The 19,014-nt window shown below is 68.9% G+C and carries 20 protein-coding genes; 10 read left to right on the top strand and 10 right to left on the bottom strand.

From position 1 onward, the window contains the following. Positions 1 to 25: 25 nt before the first annotated feature. Positions 26 to 886 (bottom strand): haloalkane dehalogenase, encoded by an 861-nt coding sequence (locus tag ACFU5M_RS09745; RefSeq protein WP_379046618.1) that lies wholly within the window; start codon positions 884 to 886, stop codon positions 26 to 28. A 311-nt stretch (positions 887 to 1,197) separates the two neighbouring features. Between ACFU5M_RS09745 and ACFU5M_RS09750 the strand changes: the two genes are divergently transcribed. Next, positions 1,198 to 2,367, top strand: a complete 1,170-nt coding sequence (locus ACFU5M_RS09750; RefSeq protein ID WP_379046621.1) for a hypothetical protein — start codon at positions 1,198 to 1,200, stop codon at positions 2,365 to 2,367. 83 nt (positions 2,368 to 2,450) lie between these two features. Here ACFU5M_RS09750 and ACFU5M_RS09755 read toward each other — a convergent pair whose 3' ends face one another. The 4 genes from ACFU5M_RS09755 to pdxH all read right to left on the bottom strand — a co-directional run bounded on the left by ACFU5M_RS09755 (position 2,451) and on the right by pdxH (position 6,395). Next, positions 2,451 to 2,810 (bottom strand): FKBP-type peptidyl-prolyl cis-trans isomerase, encoded by a 360-nt coding sequence (locus tag ACFU5M_RS09755; RefSeq protein WP_379046624.1) that lies wholly within the window; start codon positions 2,808 to 2,810, stop codon positions 2,451 to 2,453. Positions 2,811 to 2,847: 37 nt separating this feature from the next. Beyond that, on the bottom strand, positions 2,848 to 4,161 hold the full coding sequence (locus tag ACFU5M_RS09760) for a citrate synthase (RefSeq protein ID WP_379046627.1): 1,314 nt from the start codon (positions 4,159 to 4,161) through the stop codon (positions 2,848 to 2,850). Between the two features lie 192 nt (positions 4,162 to 4,353). Continuing rightward, positions 4,354 to 5,634: an MFS transporter gene (locus tag ACFU5M_RS09765; protein WP_379046630.1), complete on the bottom strand. Its 1,281-nt coding sequence runs from the start codon at positions 5,632 to 5,634 to the stop codon at positions 4,354 to 4,356. A 68-nt stretch (positions 5,635 to 5,702) separates the two neighbouring features. Continuing rightward, a complete protein-coding gene (gene pdxH / locus ACFU5M_RS09770) occupies positions 5,703 to 6,395 on the bottom strand; it encodes a pyridoxamine 5'-phosphate oxidase (protein ID WP_379046634.1) in 693 nt (230 codons plus the stop codon). 121 nt (positions 6,396 to 6,516) lie between these two features. Between pdxH and ACFU5M_RS09775 the strand changes: the two genes are divergently transcribed. Both ACFU5M_RS09775 and ACFU5M_RS09780 read left to right on the top strand, forming a co-directional pair. Continuing rightward, a complete protein-coding gene (locus ACFU5M_RS09775; protein ID WP_379046637.1) occupies positions 6,517 to 7,665 on the top strand; it encodes a citrate synthase 2 in 1,149 nt (382 codons plus the stop codon). Positions 7,666 to 7,772: 107 nt separating this feature from the next. Next, positions 7,773 to 8,645, top strand: coding sequence for a polysaccharide deacetylase family protein (locus ACFU5M_RS09780; RefSeq protein WP_379046640.1), 873 nt, complete (start codon positions 7,773 to 7,775; stop codon positions 8,643 to 8,645). Positions 8,646 to 8,670: 25 nt separating this feature from the next. Here the strand turns inward: ACFU5M_RS09780 and ACFU5M_RS09785 are convergent, their stop codons facing one another. Then, complete coding sequence (locus tag ACFU5M_RS09785; RefSeq protein ID WP_379046643.1) at positions 8,671 to 9,309, bottom strand: hypothetical protein; 639 nt, start codon at positions 9,307 to 9,309, stop codon at positions 8,671 to 8,673. Between the two features lie 64 nt (positions 9,310 to 9,373). On the opposite strand from ACFU5M_RS09785, the gene serC reads away from it, so the two are divergent. The 3 genes from serC (at position 9,374) to ACFU5M_RS09800 (ending at position 12,805) form a co-directional block, all read left to right on the top strand. Next, positions 9,374 to 10,498 carry a phosphoserine transaminase gene (serC, locus tag ACFU5M_RS09790; RefSeq protein ID WP_379046645.1) on the top strand — a complete coding sequence of 375 codons (1,125 nt, stop codon included), beginning with the start codon at positions 9,374 to 9,376 and terminating at the stop codon, positions 10,496 to 10,498. A 210-nt stretch (positions 10,499 to 10,708) separates the two neighbouring features. Continuing rightward, entirely contained in the window at positions 10,709 to 11,770 is a 1,062-nt protein-coding gene (gene sepH / locus ACFU5M_RS09795) for a septation protein SepH (RefSeq protein ID WP_379046648.1), read from the top strand. Positions 11,771 to 12,061: 291 nt separating this feature from the next. Beyond that, the gene (locus tag ACFU5M_RS09800) at positions 12,062 to 12,805 is read left to right on the top strand and encodes a DUF6928 family protein (RefSeq protein WP_379046651.1); all 744 of its coding nucleotides are present in this window, start codon (positions 12,062 to 12,064) and stop codon (positions 12,803 to 12,805) included. Positions 12,806 to 12,827: 22 nt separating this feature from the next. Here the strand turns inward: ACFU5M_RS09800 and ACFU5M_RS09805 are convergent, their stop codons facing one another. Together ACFU5M_RS09805 and ACFU5M_RS09810 are read right to left on the bottom strand one after the other, a co-directional pair. After that, entirely contained in the window at positions 12,828 to 13,127 is a 300-nt protein-coding gene (locus tag ACFU5M_RS09805) for a DUF2537 domain-containing protein (RefSeq protein ID WP_379046654.1), read from the bottom strand. Continuing rightward, entirely contained in the window at positions 13,124 to 13,927 is an 804-nt protein-coding gene (locus ACFU5M_RS09810; RefSeq protein WP_379046657.1) for a TrmH family RNA methyltransferase, read from the bottom strand. Before ACFU5M_RS09810 ends, ACFU5M_RS09805 begins: the two co-directional genes overlap by 4 nt. Before the next feature lie 112 nt (positions 13,928 to 14,039). Here ACFU5M_RS09810 and ACFU5M_RS09815 point away from each other — a divergent pair, with 112 nt between their 5' ends. The 3 genes from ACFU5M_RS09815 (at position 14,040) to ACFU5M_RS09825 (ending at position 16,092) form a co-directional block, all read left to right on the top strand. Next, the gene (locus tag ACFU5M_RS09815; RefSeq protein WP_379046659.1) at positions 14,040 to 15,242 is read left to right on the top strand and encodes a GNAT family N-acetyltransferase; all 1,203 of its coding nucleotides are present in this window, start codon (positions 14,040 to 14,042) and stop codon (positions 15,240 to 15,242) included. A 34-nt stretch (positions 15,243 to 15,276) separates the two neighbouring features. Then, on the top strand, positions 15,277 to 15,678 hold the full coding sequence (locus ACFU5M_RS09820) for a YccF domain-containing protein (RefSeq protein WP_379046662.1): 402 nt from the start codon (positions 15,277 to 15,279) through the stop codon (positions 15,676 to 15,678). Between the two features lie 174 nt (positions 15,679 to 15,852). Further along, entirely contained in the window at positions 15,853 to 16,092 is a 240-nt protein-coding gene (locus ACFU5M_RS09825; RefSeq protein WP_379046665.1) for a hypothetical protein, read from the top strand. Between the two features lie 42 nt (positions 16,093 to 16,134). Here ACFU5M_RS09825 and ACFU5M_RS09830 read toward each other — a convergent pair whose 3' ends face one another. After that, positions 16,135 to 16,572 (bottom strand): MarR family winged helix-turn-helix transcriptional regulator, encoded by a 438-nt coding sequence (locus ACFU5M_RS09830; RefSeq protein ID WP_067795985.1) that lies wholly within the window; start codon positions 16,570 to 16,572, stop codon positions 16,135 to 16,137. A gap of 116 nt (positions 16,573 to 16,688) precedes the next feature. Between ACFU5M_RS09830 and ACFU5M_RS09835 the strand changes: the two genes are divergently transcribed. After that, positions 16,689 to 16,928 carry a DUF2530 domain-containing protein gene (locus tag ACFU5M_RS09835; protein ID WP_379046668.1) on the top strand — a complete coding sequence of 80 codons (240 nt, stop codon included), beginning with the start codon at positions 16,689 to 16,691 and terminating at the stop codon, positions 16,926 to 16,928. Between the two features lie 9 nt (positions 16,929 to 16,937). Here the strand turns inward: ACFU5M_RS09835 and ACFU5M_RS09840 are convergent, their stop codons facing one another. Then, positions 16,938 to 18,998, bottom strand: coding sequence for a neutral/alkaline ceramidase (locus tag ACFU5M_RS09840; protein ID WP_379046672.1), 2,061 nt, complete (start codon positions 18,996 to 18,998; stop codon positions 16,938 to 16,940). Between the last annotated feature and the right edge of the window lie 16 nt (positions 18,999 to 19,014).

Genomic DNA, 19,014 nt, shown 5'->3' on the forward strand with positions numbered 1-19,014 from the left:
TTCGTGTGACGTTCGTCGATCGCGATCAGGGGAATAGCTTTGCGATCGCCGCCACGATCTCGTCCGGCGCGTGTTCCTGAATGAAGTGCCGCGCGCGCGGCAGCTCGACAACGTCGATATCGGTGAAAGCGGCCCGCATTCGCGGGATACAGGCCTTCGGACGGAACACCATGTCACGCATTCCCCACACCAACAGGGCCGGCTTGTCGCCGAGTAGGACGGGCACGTCTCGGGCGAGCTGGTCCAGCAGCGGGCGTGCGGCACGAATTTCCTTGGGCGTCACGGCGAGTCCGGCCCGGGCTTCCGCTGTGGGTTGCACCGAGCGATAGTGGTCGGCCTCGGCCGGGGTGAGCAGACGCCCCAGCTCGGCGAGCAGGACGCGCTCGACGAGGAAATTCTGTTCGAGGATCCGCCGCCGCATCGGACGGCTGCCCATGATCATGCTGAAAGCGCGATTCGCCATGGCTTCGGTCGGCCAGAACGAGGTGTTGCCCAGCACGATTCCCCGCACCCGATCGGCGCGTGCGGTGACCGCGCCCAGACCGATGGGTCCGCCCCAATCCTGTCCCATCAGAACGAAGCCGTCGAGTTGCAGGTGATCGATCAACTCGCCGAGGACCGCGGTGTGCTCGGCGATCGTGTAGCCGAAACCCGCGGGACGTTCGGACAATCCGAAACCCAAATAGTCGAGAGCGATACACCGGTACCGGTCGCGCAGGCCCTTCACGATGTGACGGTAGAGAAAACTCCACGTCGGAGCGCCATGACAGAACAGGATCGGTGGCCCGGCACCCTCGTCGATGTAGTGAACCCGGCCGACGGACGAGTCGAACCAGCGCGACTCGAAAGGGTACAGATTCCCGTCGGGAACGAAGTCGATCAGCATTGGGCCCTCCCTCCCTCCGGACAGGCTACCTGGGGTGTGGACCCGAGCAAGCGGTAGCACCCACCGAACCGGCCGTCTCCGAGTCTTCGGGGACGAGCCGGTTCACGCGGCAGGGCCACCGCGTAGGCGAAGTACTCGAAGGGAGGCACATCCTCTCGCGAACCAGACAGCGGCCTCCGGCAGGCCTGCACCGCGCGGCTCCACGCAACCGGATCATGCCCGGCCTGGATGCGCGAGGACTGACCGCCCCTTACTCAACTCTCAGAGAAACGCCGAGGGGCGCGCCATAACTCGCGTCTAGGGTCTGCGGCGTGATCGGAAAACGGGCCCGCTGGGGCCTTCTCGCCGTTGCCCTCGTCTCGGCCGGCGCCCTCGGCGCCGGAATCACCGCGTGTACCGGGAACGACCGGGGGCCAACAGGAATCGCTCTGATCGATGCCGATACCGGGCCCACCGGTGCGCGCGTGGTCAAGGCGTTGCAGGACGCCGGGGGCTATGAATGGACCGTCGCGGCGCCGGGCGAGGTGAGCGCCGACGACTACGCCGCGATCATCACACTGCCCGCCGATCTCACCGAGTCGATGGGCACCCTGGCCGGGCCGCAGCCGAAGCGGGCCAAGGTCACCGTGGACACCCACGAAGACGCCGACGCGGACCTGGTGCACGGCGCGGTGACCGCGGTGACGCATCGGATCGGCGCGGTGGGCGTCGACACCGCCCTCACCGCTGTCACGCAGGCCAGGGCCCAGCTGTCGCAGGTGCAGTTCACCGCCCAGCTGCTCAACGCGGGCGTCGGCGCGGCCGCCGCGGGCGCCGACCAGTTCAGCTCCGGCGCCGACCAACTGCTCGGCTTTCTCGAGTTCGCCAAAACGGGCTCGGCGCAGCTCACTTCGGCCATTGCGCTGCTGAATTCCACCGTCGACGGCGCCGCCGCGCAAGCCGACCAGCTCGCCGCCGCCCTCGATTCGACCGGCATCACGATCGCGCAGGTGGAACGCACGGCGAACACGGTGAGCGGCGGTCTCGACCAGATCCTGCCGCTGTTGCGGGCTCTGCCCTTCGCGATCGATCCGGCACTCGCCGACATCATCGGGAAACTGGAAGCGCTGCGCAGCGTGTCCGCGCAGGCGGGCTCCCAGCTGACCGGTCTCGGCTCGCTCGTCGGCGGCGCGGTGGACCCCGACACCGATCTCGGCACGCTGCTTCGCACCGTCGTCGACCGTCTCACCGGTGCGAGCGCGCAACTGTCCGAGGGCGCGAAGCTCGCCGAAGGCCTACCCCGGCTCGCCGAACAGGGCGGCGCCCAACTGGTCGATGCCATCAGCCAGCTCACCGGCGGCGTGAACCAGTTGCAGACCATCACCCACAACCTGAGCACCCAAACCGACAAAGCCGTAGCCGCCCTCCCCCAGCGCAGCAGCAGCCAGCAATCCGCCCTCGCCTCCGCCCTCACCGACCCGGTCGAGATCGTCCGGCAGTAGGCCCGGATACGACGATGGCCCGTGTTCCGCAGCGGAACACGGGCCATACATCTCGCGCCCGCGGATGCGGGCACTGTGCCGAACTAGTTGGCGTTCAGCAAATCGATCACGAAGACCAGCGTCTTGCCCGACAGGGGGTGACCACCGCCGGCCCCACCGTAAGCCAGCTCCGGCGGAATGGTCAGCTGACGACGACCGCCGACCTTCATCCCGGGGATGCCGTCCTGCCAGCCCTGGATCAGGCCACGCAGCGGGAAGGTGATGGACTCACCGCGGTTCCAGGAGGAGTCGAACTCTTCGCCGGATTCGAATTCGACGCCCACGTAGTGCACTTCCACGGTGCCACCGGGCACAGCTTCCTTGCCTTCGCCCTCGATGATGTCCTTGACCACCAGATCGGTGGGCGCGGGCCCTGCCTGGAATTCGATCTCCGGTTTGGTCATTCGGCTATCCCCTTCGATAGGTGATGGATGAATTTCGTCAACGATTGGTGATCTCGCGGTAGTCGCGGGCGCCGTAGCCGGTGTAGATCTGCCGGGGACGGCCGATCTTCAGTGGTTCGCTGTGCATCTCGCGCCAGTGCGCGATCCAGCCGGGGAGCCTGCCCATGGCGAAGAGCACGGTGAACATCCGGGTGGGGAAGCCCATCGCCTTGTAGATGACGCCGGTGTAGAAGTCGACGTTCGGGTACAGGCGGCGCTCGATGAAGTAATCGTCGGTGAGCGCGGCTTCTTCCAGGGCCTGTGCGATGTCGAACAGTTCGTCGTGGCCGCCGAGCTTGCTCAGGATGGCGTCGGCGTGCTTCTTGGCGATCGAGGCGCGCGGGTCGTAGTTGCGGTAGACGCGGTGCCCGAAGCCCATCAGCTTCACCCCGTCTTCCTTGTTCTTGACCTTGCGGATGAACTCCTTGACGTCGCTGCCGCTTGCCTTGATGCCGTCGAGCATCTCCAGCACGGCCTGGTTCGCGCCGCCGTGCAGCGGGCCCCACAGCGCGTTGATGCCGCCGGACACCGAGGTGAACAGGTTGGCGTCGGACGAGCCGACCAGGCGCACGGTCGAGGTGGAGCAGTTCTGCTCATGGTCGGCGTGCAGGATGAGCAGCATGTCCAGCGCCGCGGCGACCTCGGGGTCCACCTCGTAGGGCTCGGCCGGGAAGCCGAAGGTCATCCGCAGGAAGTTCTCCACCAGGCTCAGCGAGTTGTCCGGGTAGAGGAAGGGCTGGCCGACGGACTTCTTGTACGAGTACGCCGCGATGGTGGGCAATTTGGCCAGCAGCCGGATGGTGGACAGCTCGACCTGTTCGGGGTCGCGCGGGTCCAGCGAGTCCTGGTAGTAGGCCGACAGGGCGTTCACCGCCGAGGACAGCACCGGCATCGGGTGCGCGTTGCGCGGGAAGCCGTCGAAGAACCGCTTCAGGTCCTCGTGCAGCAGGGTGTGCCTGCGGATGCGGTCGGTGAAGTCCTCGAGCTGGGCCTGGGTGGGCAGCTCGCCGTAGATCAGCAGGTAACTGACCTCGATGAAGGTCGAGACCCCCGCGAGCTGGTCGATCGGGTAGCCGCGGTAGCGCAGGATGCCCGCCTCACCGTCGATGTAGGTGATCGCCGACTTGGTCGGGGCGGTGTTCATGAAGCCCGGGTCGTATGTCACGTACCCGGTGCTGGCCAGCAGCTTTCCCAGCTCGATCCCGTCGTTGCCCTCAGCGGCCCTGGTGACCGTCATCGGGAACTCGCCGCCGGGGTAGGCAAGGACCGGCTTGGCGTCGTCGTCGACGTTGATGATGTTCTCAGCGGGCACGGAAGGATCCCTCTCAGGCTAGAACCACAGGCACCGGCGCGGTCGGCGCACGATGCGCTTGCCTCAACGCTAGCCGTTCACCGACGCGGACAATACCGGAGGGTAGTCCTGCGGCGGCTCACAAACACATCCCGGCGCGGTGAGGTTCCGCGCCCATGGAACGGAGCGGTCGCCGGGCGCTCGCGGTGCACGTCAAACGGCGATTCGGGCATGAACGCGCCCCACACGGTAACGCGTGAAGGCCGGGAACGCGACCGCCGCGAGCAGCACACCCACCATCACGAACGCGCCTCCTCCGGCGGCGGCTACAGCGGTACCCAGGCTCGCCGCGGCGAAACCGTGGGCAACATCACCGATGCGCGGGCCACCGGCGACGACCACGGTGAACACCCCTTGCAATCGTCCGCGCAGATCGTCGGTCGCCACCGTCTGCAGCATCGTGACCCGCAACGCGGCCGAGACCATGTCCACCGCGCCGCCGAAGGCCGAGCAGGCCAGCGCGATCCACAAACCGGCGCCGAGGGCCAGGCCGTGGCCGGTGAATCCGACGGCGAGGCCGAAGCCGACCATCGCCAGTCCCCACAGCGCGATGCACACCAGCACGGCGAGCCCCTGCCTGCGGATGCGCGGGATCCAGCCGGAGAACACCCCGCCGAGCACCGCGCCCGCCGACATCGAGGCGAACAGCAAGCCGAGCGCGACACCGCCGGTGGCCGGATCGCCGAAGGTCTCGTGCGCGATCTGCGGGAACAGCGCGCGCGGCATGCCGAACACCATGGCGATCACGTCCACCGCGAACGACGCGAGCAACACCCGCTGCGTGGCGAGGTAGCCGAACCCGTCGAGCACCGTGCGGAATCCGGCGCGACGCACCGTTCCGGTGGGCGGCAGGGCGGGCAGCCGCCACACCGCCCACAGGGTGGCCAGCAGTGCGACGGCGTCGATCAGGTACAGCGTGGCGAGCCCGACCACGGGGATGAGCGCACCGGCCAGCACCGGCCCGGCGATGGCACCGAACTGCATCACCGTCATGTTCAGCGAATTCGCGGCGGCCAGTTGATCTTCCGGCAGCAGGCGCGGGATGGCGGCGCTGCGGGTGGGCTGGTTCACCGCGAAGAACGCCTGCTGCACGGCGAACAGGCCGAGCACGAGCCACACGTTCTCCACCCCGGCCGCCGCTTGCAACCAGAAGGCCAGCGCCGTCAGCCCGGTGCCCGAATTCGTGATCAGCAGGAGTCTGCGCCGGTCGAGTACGTCGGCGAGCGCGCCGCCCCACAGGCCGAACACGATCAGCGGCACCAAGCCGAACAGCCCGGCCAGCCCGACGTAGCCGGAGCTACCGGTGATCTGGAAGATCTGCTGCGGCACCGCGACGACCGACAATTGCGCGCCGATCATGGTGACGATGCCCGAACTCCACAGGCGCCGATAGTCCGGATCACGCAGCGGAGTGACGTCGGCGAGCAGTTTCACCGCCGCAGCGTATGCAGTCCTCCCGGCCGGTTCGACGCGAGAATTCTCACGCCCGTTCCGGGAATACCTCAGGGTTGCAAGCGCTCGATCGTCGTCGTCGCGTCGTCGATGCGCATCCGGATGCGGTTGTGCAGCCTGCCGCGCCGCCCTTGCCAGAACTCGACCTCGTCGGGGCGCACCAGGTAGCCGCCCCAGTGCGGTGGCACCGGAATCTCGTCGACCTCGGCGAACCGCGCGGTCGCCTCGGCCAGCGTGCGATCCAGCTCGGCCCGCGAGCCGATGGGCTGCGACTGACGTGACGCCCAGGCGCCCAGTTGCGAGTCCCGCGGCCGGGAACGCCAGTACTCCACCGTCGTCTCGGCGGGAACCCGCTCGACCGCGCCGCGCAGATGCACCTGCCTGCCCAGAGCGGGCCAGACGAAGGTGACCGCGGCATACGGGACGGCGGTCAGCTGCGCCCCCTTGGCGGAGTCGTAGTTGGTGTAGAAGATCACCCCGTCCGGCGAGAGGCCTTTGCACAGCACGGTCCGCGCGACCGGCCGCGGCTTGCCGTCGGCCAGCGACACCGTGGCCAGCACCATGGCGTTGGGTTCGGCGATGCCCACCGCGGTGGCCTGTTCGATCCAGTGCCGCAGCAGCGGTTCCCAACCACCCGCGAGCCAGGTCTCGTCCAGGTCGACGTCGTCGTTGCCGCCGTGCGGAAGGCCGCCGTAGTCGACCCGCATGGCCGCGAGATCCGATGAATTGTCCAGGTCACGCATGGGCCAGACGTTACTCCCCGGTAGCAGCGAGCTAAGGTTTTGATGATCGGCATGTGCTCGTCAAATCCGACATCTTCCCATCGGCGAGAACGTGTGAACCAAGTGCAAGGAGAGTCGCGACATGACTACCAGCCCCGCGGTTTCCGGTGGGCAGGCCACCGTACCCAGTGATTTCGTCAGCGGCCTCGAGGGCGTGGTGGCGTTCACCACCGACATCGCCGAACCCGACAAGGACGGCGGCGCGCTGCGCTACCGCGGCGTCGACATCGAGGACCTGGTCGAGGGCCGGGTGACCTTCGGTGACGTGTGGGCGTTGCTGGTCGACGGGTCGTTCGGACGCGGCCTGCCGCCCGCCGAACCCTTCCCGCTCCCGGTGCACACCGGCGACGTGCGCGTCGACGTGCAGGCCGGGCTGGCCATGCTGGCGCCGATCTGGGGCTACCAGCCGCTGCTGGACATCGACGACGAGACCGCCCGCGAGAACCTCGCCCGCGCCTCGGTCATGGCGCTGTCCTACGTCGCGCAGTCGGCGCGCGGCATCTACCAGCCCGCGGTTCCGCAGAAGAAGATCGACGAGTGCACCACGGTCACCGAGCGCTTCATGACCCGCTGGAAGGGTGACCCCGACCCGCGCCACACCGAGGCCATCGACGCCTACTGGGTCTCCGCCGCCGAGCACGGCATGAACGCCTCCACCTTCACCGCCCGGGTGATCGCGTCGACCGGCGCGGACGTCGCGGCCGCGCTGTCCGGCGCGATCGGCGCCATGTCCGGTCCGCTGCACGGTGGGGCGCCCGCGCGTGTGCTGCCGATGATCGAAGAGGTCGAGCGGACCGGCGACGCACGGGCCCTGGTCAAGGGCATCCTGGACCGCAAGGAGAAGCTGATGGGCTTCGGTCACCGGGTCTACCGGGCCCAGGACCCGCGCGCCCGCGTCCTGCGCGCCACCGCGAAGCGGCTGGCCGCGCCGCGCTACGAGGTCGCCGCCGCATTGGAGCAGGCCGCCCTGGCGGAGCTGCGCGAGCGTCGTCCGGACCGCGCCATCGAGACCAACGTGGAATTCTGGGCCGCGGTGATCCTGGACTTCGCCGAAGTGCCCGCGCACATGATGCCCGCCATGTTCACCTGCGGCCGCACCGCCGGCTGGTGTGCGCACATCCTGGAGCAGAAGCAACTGGGCAAGCTGGTCCGCCCGGCGGCCATCTACACCGGCCCCGTCCCTCGCAAGCCCGAAGAGGTCGCGGGCTGGGCGACGATCGCGCACACGTAGCCGGAGCTCACAGCGCACGTCCGCGAGCCGGATGTGACGGCGGAAGACGTTGTGCCGCCGTCATGTCCGGCTCGCGTAGCATCCGGGGGGAGCTAGAGGACTAAGGGATGCTGGACAAAGGAATATCGAGGCGGGGAATGCTCGGCGTCGGTGCCGTGCTGGCCGCGGGATTCGCCGCCACCGGGTGCGGCGCCACTCAGAACACGTCTTACGCGCAGGCGCGCGCATCGGCCGCGCCCGGCGCCGCCGCGGGGGTACGGGCCGCTCCCGTCTCGGCCGCCCCCGCGGCCGGACCACCATCCACCGTCGCCGCCGAATACGCCGGGATGCGGCCACAACGGTGGGGCGTCGAGATGGCGGGAATCATGAGCACATTCCCGGCCGCGGGCAAACAGATGGCGCTCACCTTCGACGCCTGCGGCGGCCCTGGCAACAACGACATCGATGAGTCGCTGGTGAACTTCCTGATCGCCGAGCGCATTCCCGCCACGCTGTTTCTCAACAAGCGCTGGATCGATGCCAACCGTGCGCGTGCCGCGCAACTGGCGGCGAATCCGCTGTTCGAACTGGCCAATCACGGCGTCGCGCACAAACCGCTCTCGGTGAACGGCCGCGAAGCCTATGGCATCGCGGGGACGAGATCGGCGCGGGACGCCGCCGACGAAGTGTGGGCCAATCACGAGTTGCTGACCACGCTGACGGGCACGCCGCCTCGATTCTTCCGCGCGGGCACCGCGCATTACGACGACGTCGCGGTGTCCATAGTCGACGAATTGGGCGAAACCCCGGTCGGTTTCAGCATCAACGCCGATTTCGGCGCGACCGCGTCGGCCGCGAAAGTGCAATCGGCGATGAATGCCGCTGCCCCGGGCGCTATTTCACTGGCCCATATGCACCGGCCGCACTCGGGAACCGCGGCGGGCATGATCGCGGCACTCCCGCAGATCCGCGCGATGGGTTTCACCTTCGTGCACCTGTAGCCGTCCGGCCGAATCCGCGCGCCGTTCACTCCTCGAGCGAGGCGATCCAGTCGACGGCGACCGTTTCACCGTGATCGACATCGAAGAAGGCCACCTCCAGATGCTGGCCCAGGTCGACCAGACGGATGGCGTTCAACGGCACCGGCTGGACCAGCCGCACCCGCCACGGTTTGAGTTCGTCCCAGGCGCGCAGCTCGAGGTCCAGGCGCAGCACCGGGTCGTCGCGGCCGGAGTAGTCGGCCGCGACGGGCGCGGCGGCGAGCACGGTGGCGTCGGCGCGGCGGCCGTCGGCGAGGATCTTCGCGATGCTCGCCCGGCCGGATTCCTCGAGGTCGGGCACGTACAGCACGAGGCGGTCGCGGTCGCGCGGGTCCACCCGGCAGCACACGACATCGCCGGCCCGCATCCATTCCAGGTCCGCGTCCGCCATCCGCTGCCGGACCCGGCTCTCGTAGGGGAACTCCCCGGCCAGCTGCACCCGCACCCAGAACACGTGGCCCGGTTCGGTGCGCCGCGGGCGCACGCCGAGGATCGTCGCGGTCCCCGCTTCACCCCGGATCAGCAACTCCCGCCGCATCGCGTCCGAGACCGTCGCGCCGCGCAGCCGGAAATTCCGCGCCCGCTCGCGCAGTCGCCACCTCGAGTTAGCTGACGGCATGCTCATGGGCGCTCACGTTAGCCGGAGTGTGGGCGTCGCCACAGCGATACCACCGACTACCCTGTTCGCCATGACCTCTGCGTTTCCGACCATTCCCGACGATCTCAAGCCCGCCGACGGACGGTTCGGTTGCGGCCCCTCCAAGGTGCGTCCGGAGCAGCTGCAGTCGCTGGTGAACGTCGGCGCCTCGGTGTTCGGAACCTCGCATCGGCAGAAACCGGTCAAGGATGTGGTGGCGCGGGTGCGCTCCGGCTTGCGCGAACTGTTCGGCCTGCCGGACGGCTACGAGGTCGTGCTCGGCAACGGCGGTACCACCGCTTTCTGGGACGCCGCGGCGTTCGGCCTGGTCCGGGAACGTTCGCTGCACCTGACCAACGGTGAGTTCAGCTCGAAGTTCGCCGCGGTGACCAAGGGCAATCCGTTCATCGGTGATCCGATCGTGGTCTCGGCCGAGCCCGGCAGCGCGCCGGAGCCGGTGTCGGACCCGTCGGTCGACCTGATCGGCTGGGCGCACAACGAGACCTCGACCGGGGTTGCCATCCCGGTCCGGCGTCCCGCGGGCTCGGAACACGCGCTCATCGCCATCGACGCCACCTCCGGCGCGGGCGGCCTCCCGGTGACCATCACCGACGCCGACGTCTACTACTTCGCCCCGCAGAAGTGCTTCGCCGCCGACGGTGGCCTGTGGGTCGCGCTGATGAGCCCGGCCGCGCTGGCCCGGGTGGAGGAGATCAAGGCGTCGGGCCGCTGGACCCCTGACTTCCTGTCGCTGCCGATCGCGATCGACAACAGCACCAAGGACCAGACCTACAACACCCCCGCGCTGGGCACCCTGCTGCTGTTCGCCGATCAGATCGAATGGCTGAACGGCAACGGCGGTCTGGACTGGGCGGTCAAGCGCACGCTTGACTCGTCGTCGCGGCTGTACTCCTGGGCCGAGTCGAGCGAGTACGCCACCCCGTACGTCACCGACCCGGCGCACCGCTCGCAGGTGGTGGGCACCATCGATTTCGCCGACTCGGTCGACGCGGCCGCGGTGGCGAAGATTTTGCGCGCCAACGGCATCGTGGACACCGAGCCGTACCGCAAGCTGGGCCGAAACCAGCTGCGTATCGGCATGTTCCCGGCGATCGATCCGGACGACGTCAGCCTGCTGACCCGCTCCATCGACTGGGTCGTGCAGAATCTCGGCTGACCGCCGCGCATTTCGTCCCCACGGCCGCAACACGCCCGGGATCGACACGCCGCAGAATTAGGCACAGCGGAGCAAACAGAGCAGATTAGCGGGGCGCGGACGTCTCTCCGGAGATTTCCGTGCCGCGTGTCCTGCCCCATGAATCTCAGAAGTGCACTACTGTTTCGGAAAGTGGGCGGTGTCGCGAGTCGACGCGATAAGGAGGTAACGGTGCGTGAACTTCGAGTGATCGGGGTGACGCCCGACTCCACGCACATCGTGTGTATCGACACCGAGTCCGGTCAGAAGTTCCGGCTGCCCGCCGACGACAAACTGCGAGCCGCCGCGCGCGGAGACCTTGCCCGATTCGGCCAGATTGAGATCGAAATGGAAGCAACTATGCGTCCCCGCGATATCCAGGCCCGTATTCGCGCAGGGGCCTCCGTGGAACAGGTCACCGAAGAATCCGGAATGCCGGCCAGTCGCGTCGAGCGATTCGCTTATCCGGTCCTGCTCGAGCGCGCCCGCGCCGCCGAGCTCGCCCAGAAGGCGCACCCGGTCCGCCCCGACGGTCCCGCCGTGGACACCCTCATCGATGTGGTCACCGCCGCGTTCACCGCGCGCGGGCACAATATCGAGGGCGCGGAATGGGACGCCTGGAAGGACGAGAAGGGCTACTGGGTCGCCCAGTTGCAGTGGCAGAACGGACGTTCCGAGATCGCCGCGCACTGGCGTTACCAGCCAGACGCGCACGGCGGCTCGGTCTCGCCGCTCGACGACCCGGCTTCCGATCTGATCGATCCGGATTTCGGCCGCGCGCTGCGCGGACTGGCGACGATCCTGCCTCCCGAACCCGAACCGGCTCCGCCTCAGCCGGAACCGGTGGTCGAAACGCGTCCCGCCCCGCCGGCCGCGCCGCCCGCGCGCACCGCGAGCCGCCAGAGCCAGAGCCAGAGCCAGCCGACGTTGGACGAATACTACGAACAGCGGGCCGTCGCGGCAGGCGGCAGCGCCGCCGCGATCCCGGCGGGCAACAGCGCCGCGCCCGCCACTGCCGCTACAGCGGCACCCGCGGCTGCCGGTAACGCGGTGCCCGCCAACGGCGCCGCGACCACCACGACCGCCGCCGCGGAGACCACCGCGCCTGCGCCCGCCGCCACCGAGGAGCCCGCGAAGCCCGCGGCCAAAACTCCGGCTCCAGCTCCGGCGAAGCCGAGTCGCAGCAAGCGCGGCAAGGCTCCGATGCCGTCCTGGGAGGACGTACTGCTCGGGGTACGCAGCTCGGGTCACTGAGCCCCGCCCCACGCTCGGTCGTGCGGCAGTATCGGTCGGGTGACGCGAGAGCGCGTTCGAGTTCCGGGCCCTTTCCGGGGAATACCCGTGTGCTCGTGAAATCAGTGATCACGAACAGGTGTTCGCGGTGCGAAGCCGCACCGCGGCCGGTACGGGGCGAGTAAATTCTCGGTGTGGTCGACGACGTGCGTCGGCGCCGGGCAGGTCACCGCAGCGGTGCGCCGGTCAGCGCCCCCGGACGTTGCTCGAAGTTCGCGGAGTTGATTCGTGCAACTATCGGGAGGTGCCGGAATGCTATCCAAGGCGTGGTCGCTCTGGTACGTCGACGCACCCGCCCCCCGGACGGTACTGCGCGCGAACCACGATCCGGATCCCGTAGCTGCACTGGCCCTGGCGAGGCAACTGCACGAAGATCGCGATGTACAGCCGATCATGGTCGGCACGCTGGCGGGTTGCGCGGGCCCGGCTACCGACGAGGTGTGCATCGGCTGCTTTCCCGGCGTAACGGTGCTGTGCTCCGCTCAGTCCGCGCGCATCCACCCGACCGAGATCCCGGAGTTGCTGGTGCGCCCGCTGGCCTCGGAGCACACCTACCTGGTGTCGTTCGACGTCGAGCACGGCTGGGGCGCGTTCGCCCATTGGGAGCGCGGCGAGTTCCGCAGATCGTTCAGCGCCACCCGGGTGCGCATCCTGGAGGACGAGGGACTTCCGCTGGTGTGGGAGCGGCCGTACTGGGCCGGCGAGCATCCGGTGCGCAGGCGCGCGGGCGAACTGCTCGACCCCCAGTCGCTGCCGTTCGATCCGCCCGACTTCGCCGACGCGGCCAACAACAAATGGCTCGGATTCCACCACCGCGAGCAGTCCACGCCCGGCGAGCTCGCGCCGGGCGACATTCCCGTCTGCAAGTTCGCGCTGTATCCGAAGGGCACGATGCCCCACCCTCCGGTTCGCGGCCCGGCCGACGGCGGTGCGCATACGTCATCGCGCAGACGTGGTCTGTTCGGCTGGCTGCGCGGACACGACCCCGTCGGCTAGCCGCGTCGCCGTCGGCGTACTGCTAGGCGGCCGATCCGCCGAGCAGCAGCACGACCCATCCGAGCAGAACGCCCGCCGCGCCGCCGCCGATCACCCATCGCGTCACCGGGGCGAAACGCCAGCGCCAGGCAGTGGGGGCGGCGCCGCCGACCGCGACCAGATTCACGGCCACCGCGAGCAACGGGTGCACTTCGGCCAGCGCGGCCCCGAACGAATACACCGCGACCGCCGTGAGCAGCGCCACCATGATCGCCACGGTCAGGCCCGCGCCCCATGGAGTCGGGTCCTGGTAGGACGGATACGGTCGATACGGTCCGGTCACGCCGTCCTCACCCGCTCGTAGAACGCCATCGCGGCCGCGGTCGCGACATTGAGCGAATCGGTGCCGGGCGTCATCGGAATGCGCGCGCGGACCTCGGCGGCCCGCATGGCCTCCTCGGTCAGCCCCGGCCCTTCGGCCCCGAGCAACAACGCCACCCGCTCCCCCGTCATCGCCGCCGCCAGATTCGCCGCCGCCGAGTCGGGAGTGAGGGCGATGATCTGGAATCCCTTGCGCCGCAGTATATCCAGACCGTGCGGCCACCCCGGCACGGATGCGAACGGAACCCGCAGCACATGCCCCATGGACACCCGGACGGCGCGTCGGTACAACGGGTCGGCACAGCGGTCACCGAACAGGATCGCGTCGGCCCCCAGCCCGGCCGCGTTGCGAAACATGGCGCCGAGATTCTCGTGGTCGTTGACGCCTTCGAGCACCGCGACGGTGCGCGCCTTCTCGAGCACCTCGTCCAGTCCGAGCTCGGTGGGGCGGCGGGCGACGGCCAGCACGCCGCGGTTGAGGTGGAACCCGACCACCTCGGCCATCACCTCGGCCGTCGCCCGGTAGTACGGCACGCCGACGGCCGCCAAATCGCCGGCCAGCTCGGCGCGCTTGCGCTCGACGCCGAGCAGCGCGGTGGGCGCGAAGCGCGAATCGAGCATCCGCTGGACCACCACGACGCCCTCGGCGATCACCAGTCCCTTGCGCCCCGGCAGATCGGGCCTGCGGTCGGCCGACTTGAGATCGCGGAAGTCGTCGACCCTGGGGTCCGCGGGGTCATCGATATCGATCACGTCGGCCACCGCTCCATCCTGCCGGGCGGTCGCGGCCGAGGCCGAATCGGTGTTCGCCCGGCGGTCGTGGGCAGCGGAAAACCCGGTGCGGGTGGATGCGCGAACGTGGGATGGTCGAGCCATGACCCTCTCGGGAATCACGGTTCGGTCAGCCACCGCGGACGACGCGCCCGCGATCACGACGCTGGTGGAGACCTCGTTCGGCACTCGCTACGACCCGGCCGAGGCGCAGCACATACCGCTGCTGTTCCCGCTGGAGGACTCGATCGTGGCGGTCGAGGGCGGACAGGTGGTCGGGCACGCGCAGTCCACCACGATGACGGTGACGGTGCCCGGCGAGCGGACCGTGCGGGTGTGCGGCATCGCGGGCGTCGGCGTGGCGCCCACGCACCGGCGGCGCGGCATCCTTCGCGCCATGTATACCGAACAGCACCGGCGCGTCGAGGCGGCCGGCCTGCCCCTGACCATGTTCACCGCGAGCGAAGGCGGCATCTACGGACGGTTCGGCTACGGCACCGCGACGCGGGAGAACGCGGTCGGCATCGAGCGCCGGTTCGCCGAGTTCCTTCCGTCGGCGCCCGATCCCGGCGGTGTCACACTGCGCCCGCCCGGCGACCTACGTTCGGCCGCGGAAGCGATCTACGACCGCTGGCGCAAGCTGGTGCCGGGCGCACAGGTACGCCCGGCGGCGGCCTGGGACCTCGTGTTCGACGATCCCGAGCGCTACCGCGAGGGCGGCAGCACGCTGTTCGGCCTCCTGCACGCCGACGGTTACGCGCTGTACCGATACCACTCGGACGGCCGGGCGCGGACGGTGGAAGTCGTCGAACTGCGAACGGTCACCGCCGAAGCGCACGCGGCCTTGTGGCGGGCCGTGCTCGGCCTCGATCTGGTCCGGCGGGTGGATGCCGTGCTCACCGACCACGACCCGCTGCCCTATCTGCTGACCGATCCCCGGCTGGTGCGCACCACCGCCCGCTACGACGGGCTGTGGCTTCGCCTGATGGACATCCCGGCGGCGCTGACGGCGCGCGCTTACGCGGGCGACCTGGACGTTACGCTCGCGGTGGCCGACCCTTTTCGGAACGCGGGCGGCACATTCGCGCTGCGCGTGCGGAACGGACAGGCGGAATGCGAACCGACCGATCGCGCGGCCGATCTCGAACTCGGCATCGACGTGCTCGGCAGCATGTATCTCGGTGCGTATCCCGCGCGGGTGTTCGCCGCCGCGAACCGATTGCGGACCAAGGATTTCGCGCACGTCCGCGCACTCGACGACGCCTTCCGCACAGAGCGGGACGCGATGCTCGGGTGGTTCTTCTGACGACGCGCACCGCGCGGGCTGGCATGCTGGTCCCATGAAGCCGATTCAGTTGGTTCTCAACATCCTGTGGCTGGTCTTCGCCGGGTTCTGGCTGGCGCTGGGCTACATCGTGGCCGGCATCATCTGCTTCATCCTGATCATCACGATTCCCTTCGGCATCGCGTCGTTCCGGATCGCCGCCTACGTGCTGTGGCCGTTCGGGCGGACCACCGTGGAGAAGCCGGGCGCGGGCGCGGGCTCGCTGGTCGGCAACATCATCTGGTTCATCGTCGCGGGCTGGTGGCTGGCGCTGGGCCACCTGCTCACCAGCATCCCGCTGTTCGTCTCGATCATCGGTATCCCGTTCGGCTGGGCCAACTTGAAGTTCATCCCGATTTCGCTGTTCCCGCTGGGACGGGAGATCGTGGACAGTGATCGTCCCTTCGGGGAGCGGTAGCCGCCGAACGCTCCGGGCCGCGGGCTCGGCCGTGCGATATTTCTGTGATCTACGTCACAGACTGTTAACGAAATCACACCTCCGTGCGAATGTTAGCTAGAAGGTAACTGATCTTTTCCAGTGCCCATCGCGTCCCGAGCGGGCGCCGAGCCGACCGCACAGGAGGGCTCCACCATGACCGACCGCACCGCCCGCCGGCCCGACTCGGAGACCGCGCCGCTCGCGCCGATCGCGGTGACCCTGGGACTGCTGCTGCTCATCGGCGCGGCCACCCGGCTCACCCACCTGCCCCGATGGGCCGACGACTACGGGGTCCTGGTCTATCCGGCCTTCGTTCTCTGCCTGACCATCGCGGGCAGTCTGCTGTGGTGGGGCGCCGGGATCGTCGTCCGGCTCATCCGCACGAACCGCTGATCCATGCCGCCGTCGGCGGCGCGAACGGTGAATCCCGTTGTGCTATTCGGATTCCGCGACGATCTGCTTCATGATCGCCACGGCCCTGGTCAGCACGACGAGCTGCTCCTCGGTGAGCGTCGACAACTGCTCGGTCATCCACGCCTCACGGGCGCTGGCTTCATCGGCGATGAGCGCACGGCCCGCCGAGGACAGCGAGACGATGATCTGACGGCCGTCGGTGGGATGCGGGTTGCGCTCCACCAGATCGAGGTCGGTGAGCGAGGCGATGACGCGGGTCATCGAGGGAGGCTGCACGCGCTCCTTCGCCGCGAGCGCCCCCGGTGTCATCGCTCCCTCGCGCGCGAGGGTGGCGAGCGCGGAGAGTTGCGTCAGCGAGATCTGCGAGTCGGCCCGACGGCCGCGCAGGTGTCGCGTCAGTCGAACGACCGCCAGCGAGAGCTCACCAGCAAGGGCTCTGACGTCCGATGGCGTTGTCACAGTGGCAAACGATACGGGACCGCGGGCGGCCGGTCGCGGCTTCCGGCCACTGGCACACCGCCCCGGCGCCCTGCGGCCGACGGACTTCGTCCAGCCGGGCCGATTAGGCTGGGACCGTGACACGGAAAGTCCCGCAACTCCCACCGCGCCTGACCGATCCGCGCCCCGTGCTCGCGGTCGGCAGCGCATTGTGGCTGATCGCCACCGTGGTGGTGTGGGCGGGCGGCGACCGGTGGGCCTCGGCTCGACCGGTCTGCCTGATGGGACTCGTGGTCGGATTGATCGCGCTCGTGATCTATCTGATTCAGCGGCGCGGCGCACGACGCGGGGACAAAGGCGCGCAGACCGGTTTGTAGCCGATCGGGTTACGGTCGGCCGATCTCGAACTCGTCGGTCGTGCCGGTGATCGGAGCGAGCGCGCCACCGGAATCCAGACGGGTCGCGTAGTGCTGGAAGCGATGGCGTCCCGGCTCGGCATCGAGGGGAATGTCCCAGGTGAATCGGGCTGTCGACGCGGCGAATCCCCGCTTGCTCCAGTGGTATTTCACCGCCCACTCGCCCTCGTTGGCCACGCGCACCCAATCGCCCGACGCGTTCCTGCGCTGCACTTCCAGGAACGTCCCGTTTCGCCGGTTGTCGTGTTTCGGGTGCGCCGAGACGAATTCGGCCACCACTTGGTCGCCGGGGCCATAGAACGGATGCGGCTGCACCAGTACGTCACCGAAGCCGCGCCCCGGCACGGCGGCGTCCGGACCGGCGCCCGGCTGGAAGTTCGGTTGCAGATGGGACACGTCGCGCGGCGCCGGACCGCGCGGCACCGGCGTGCGGGCGGCGAACGCCGCTGCCAGACGGGTGAACTCCTGCTGATAGGCGCACAGGGTATAGCGGCCGAACAGCGTCGAGGCGCCCTCGTACTGCTGGGAGTCGTATTCCTCGGGTGTGGTGACGTATTCGTGGTAGGCGTTCGCGTATCCCTGCATGAGCACCTGCTCCAGTGGGACGCCCAGCGCGGCGGCGACGGCCCGGCGGATGCGCAGCCCCGACGTGATGGTGAATTCGCCACCCGCGGCGGCCAAATAGAGTTCGCCGATGCGAACGAGCTGAATCGGCAGCACATTCGGCACCCACGCCACCGGAGGCAGCAGGCCGAGCGGCACCGCGATCGCTTTCGGCGCTTGCGCGTCCGCCAGCCAGGCCGGAGCGGGCCGGGCAGGGTCGCCGAGTGCCTCGAGAAACGGATTGCGCACACCCTCCGGGATCGGGCCGCCGGGCAAGCCGGGACCGTCCTCGACGCTGCCCGCGATCAGCGAGACACCCGCCGCGGCCGGTGCGGTGCGCCGCGGCCTGCCGTCCGGTGTGAAACGGCCGTCCACGGCGATGTCCGCCAGGTCGATGTAGCAGAGCATCCCGTCGACCGAGCCGGAGATCGACCGCGCCCGCGAGATCGCCTCTTTCGACGCCAGGTACTGCCGCTCACCCAGGATGCGGGTGTTCTCGAATTCGTCCTCGGTCGGCCCGGAGCCCTGACGCAGATTCAGGTTCGGGGACATGTCCCCCGCGTTGGTCTGCGCGAAGGCCGCGACGAACGCGGGCGTGCCGTCCAGGTAGCGCACGCCGTGCTCGATGTGCTCGGCGGAGAACGAGGCGTAGCCCTTGTTGTCCGAGCTGATCAGCCGGTTCGCGTTGGTCATCGACGTGTTGTGGGTGGCGAACCAGGTGATGACGCCTGCCATTCGCCCGCTTTTGCGCAGGACGAGACTGGTCACCGCGGGGTCTATGGCTTCCGGGAAATGTTCTTTGTCCGCGGGCGGATTGAGTTCCCAAGCCACCCGCGAGCGGTTCACACTCGCGTTGTGCAGCTCGGCGCGGCCCAGCGCGAGCGAGCCGGGGCCCAGATCTGCGTGCGCGGCGGCGATCGCCTCGACGATCCCGTTCACCTCGGCGTCGTACACCTGCTGCTGGAAACCGAGGATGGACAGGTTGTAGGCGTAGTCGTTGCTGGAGCCGCCACAGGTCGCGTGCGAATGCGTGGAGGTGAGCAGGACGTTCTGCTCGGTGTACAGATCGCCGAAGCGCCGGGCCAATTCGGCGAGCACGCCGCGGTGCACGGATTGGAAGATCATCCCGTTCTCGGCGACCACGAAGACGATTCGCCGCCCCGCGCTGCCGATGATGAACGCCCTCGCCCTGGGACGCAGGTGGATTCCCGCGGTCTGCTGTTCGAGCTGGGAGTAGCCCATCATCCCGCATTCGGCGGCCGGGCCGGTGATGTCGGAGAGTCCGACGCCGATCTCGTAACCGCCCGCCGTCGGCGCGGCGGCCGCAGGAGCGGCGAGTGCGTCGGTCATCGCGGGCACCGTCGCGGCCGCGAGCGTGGCAGAACCGATCGCGGTCCGGGCCAGAACAGTTCTGCGCGACACCGGCATACCGGTCTCCCTTCTG

The organism is Nocardia sp. NPDC057455 (genome assembly GCF_042802775.1).
GTDB lineage: Bacteria > Actinomycetota > Actinomycetes > Mycobacteriales > Mycobacteriaceae > Nocardia.